A 1,839-nucleotide genomic window follows, 5' to 3' on the forward strand; every position below is an offset into this window, starting at 1 on the left:
TCGGTCACGGCCCGGTCGGCCGCGTCGGCCCACGCGGAGTCCTCGGTGTCGGCCAGACGGGCCGCGGCCAGGTCCACGCCGCCGCCCTCCTGACCGCGCACCAGCGCGTCGACCGCGCCCGAGACCACCCGGTCGGGGGAGTCCCCGGCCGCGGGACCGGCCCAGGCGTCGGCGGCCCCGCGACCGTCCGCGCGCCGCTGTCGGCCGCGACCCTTCTTCCCCACGTGGTCCTCCGTCCGGACGGTGCTCCAAGCCAGCAGGCCATCCTATCGGCGTGTGGGGGGATCACCGGTCAACGCGTCTCCCACTCGTGGGAGGGGCCCTCGGTGCGCTCCCACCCGTGCAGGCCGTCGAGGAAGATCCGGCAGCGGTGGACCGTCTCGACCACCGTGCGGTGGTCCTCCCCGGGGACGGGACCCGGGCCGGTGCTGGCTCCGAGGCCGTCGAGGCGGGTCCGCAGCAGGCGCTCGACCCTGTGCGCCATCCGTTGGTCGTGCTCGGTCGGCTGGGGGTCATCCAGTCGGTGGACGACGTCGCCGCCCAGGTAGGTGAGGGCGATGGTCCTCTGGAGGCGGACCAGCGCCAGGCGCAGGGACTCGGCGGACGGGCGCAGCGTGGGCTCGTGTCCGCTCGCCACCAGTGCCGCCACCGTCGCCTCGGCCATGTGGCGCAGCGCGGGCTCGGGGGAGTACTCCTGGCGCCGGGACCGGTAGGTGAGGGCCACCAGCGGGTACCGGCGCACGGTCTCGTCGACCAGGCGCATGCTGTCAGCCCAGTTCCGGCAGTGCGTGCGGACGCCGGAGGCGCCGTCCAGGGCCAGGTACTCGGCCAGCATGGTGACGCCGTCACGGCCGCGTACGTCGTCGTGGACCGACAGCGTGAACTGGTTGCGTTTGGTCACACCGCTGAGGACCTGGATGGCGTAGGTGGCCATCCCGGTGAACAGGGTGAAGCCGATCGCCGCGCCGAACAGCGAGACCAGCTGGCTCCCGGGTGATGCCGGGGTCAGGTCGCCGTAGCCCAGGACCGTGACGGTGCCGCCCGCGAAGTAGAGGGCGTCGAGGAAGCCGAGGGGACCGAGGCCGGTCCTGATCCTGAACTCCTCACCCATCATCGGCCAGACGGCCAGCGCCAGGCCGAGGGTGAGCAGTAGGACCCAGGACACGAAGGTCGCCGCCAGGATCAGCGGCCCGGTCAGACTGACCAGCCGCTGCTTGGCACGCGGCAGACGCGCACCCGCCAGCACCGTCGAGCCCCACACCGCCTTGCGGACGCGTCCGGCCACCACCCCCTCCGAGTCCGGATGCAGCACGGTGGTGGCGACATCGCAGGCGATCAGGACGATGAGCAGTGTTCCCAGGAGCGAGACGAAGACCATGGTGGGCGCCTACCCCGGCGACCGGAGGCGATACCCGGTGTCCTCCCCGTTCGGAAGGGGGAAGCCACCGGGGCGCCGCCGGCCGGCGGCACCCCGCGCGGTGGTCAGTCCTCCTCGGGCTCCACCACGACCAGTTCGGGGTGGAAGCTCTCGGGGTCCTCCAGCAGCGGCTGGTCACCGCCGCGCAGGTGGTGGTCGAAGAACGCCACGCCGTAGGTGCGCACCAGGGTCAGCCCGCGCTCGACCGGGATGTCTCCGTAGAGGTCGCGCCACTGCTCGGGGGGAAGGAGGTCGGCCAGGCCCATCTGCTCCATCAGCACGCCCCGGTCGATGCCGTTGGAGTGCCCGGAGCCCTCGAGCCGGACCCACTGCCGCCACCCGTCCAGGCGCGGCCACATCTGCTCCATGCCGTCCCAGACGTTGCCCTGGTCGTTCTGGACCAGGGCCAGCGGCTTTTTCTC

1 protein-coding gene and 2 pseudogenes are annotated in these 1,839 nt (G+C 72.6%); all 3 read right to left on the reverse strand.

Features of this window, described 5'->3' with window-relative positions; translation table 11 throughout:
* Positions 1-224, reverse strand: a pseudogene (locus D455_RS29885) (DUF2786 domain-containing protein); the annotation flags it as partial.
* A gap of 68 nt (positions 225-292) precedes the next feature.
* Complete coding sequence (locus D455_RS0109375) at positions 293-1,378, reverse strand: potassium channel family protein (RefSeq protein WP_017570471.1); 1,086 nt, start codon at positions 1,376-1,378, stop codon at positions 293-295.
* Between the two features lie 104 nt (positions 1,379-1,482).
* Positions 1,483-1,839: pseudogene (locus D455_RS29890) on the reverse strand (acetylhydrolase); the annotation flags it as partial.

It is taken from the genome of Nocardiopsis halotolerans DSM 44410 (assembly GCF_000341065.1).
GTDB classification, from domain to species: domain Bacteria; phylum Actinomycetota; class Actinomycetes; order Streptosporangiales; family Streptosporangiaceae; genus Nocardiopsis; species Nocardiopsis halotolerans.